Annotated in this window: 1 pseudogene; it reads right to left on the bottom strand. The window is 75.2% G+C overall.

Annotated features, from left to right (window positions below):
* Nucleotides 1-831 (bottom strand): annotated as a pseudogene (locus B9S61_RS40840) (ATP-binding protein); the annotation flags it as partial.

Here is an 831-nt window from a genome sequence, read left to right as displayed (position 1 = left end):
GGCTGCCCGGTCCGCGCGACCACCGCTCCCGCTCCAGGCGGTCGGCGGCTCCGTCGGCCGCGGGCAGTCCGCCGATCCGGCGGGGCACCCACCGCTCGGCCAGCCGCTCGGCGGCCTCCCGGTCCCAGGCCAGGGAGAACAGGCACAGTTCGTCGTGGTTCTCACTGCCGACGAGCGTGTCGAGCAGTCGCCAGACGACGGACTCGCCGGCCCCTCCGGGATGGACCAGGTCGAGCAGTTCCCCGGCCGCCACCCACTCCCCGGCGCTGGCCCGGTCCACCACCGCCTCGCACAGTCGGCGGGCCCCCATGGGATGCCCCCGGGTCAGGTCGTGCAGGGCGCTCGCGATGTACGGGTCGAAGGAGGCGTGGTCGTCGCGTCGGAGCATCCGCTCCAGGTGCTCGCACTCCAGCGGCGGCAGCGGCAGGAGCAGCACACCGGCGGAGGGCGCGGTGGACTCCCGGGTCCAGCCGGAGTCGGTGCCGATGTCGGGGAGGGAGCGTCGTGCCGCCTCCGGGTAGGGGGCGTCCTCGCCGTCGGGGGCGTCGCCCCGGGAGTCCGGGCTGTCGTCGCCGTGCAGTTCGGTGGCGATCACGACCATCCGGTCACGGGCACCCCTGTCCGCCCGCTGGTCGAGGAGCAGTTCGAGCAGGTCGCGTCCGGCGTCGGTGTGCGCGTTGTCGAGGAGCACCAGAGGGCGCGGGGTCCGGTTGGCGCGGCGGAACGGGCCGTAGCGCACGTCCTCGAGGAAGGCGGCCGCCAGCATGCGCTCCACGCCGCGCCGGAAGCCGCGGCCCTGGTGGAACTCCTGGCACAGCCGGGCCACGAACG

Origin of the sequence: Streptomyces sp. SM1 (assembly GCF_002910825.1) — a bacterium.
In the GTDB taxonomy this organism is placed as follows: domain Bacteria; phylum Actinomycetota; class Actinomycetes; order Streptomycetales; family Streptomycetaceae; genus Streptomyces; species Streptomyces okerensis.
This window is presented reverse-complemented; position numbering and strand designations above follow the sequence as displayed.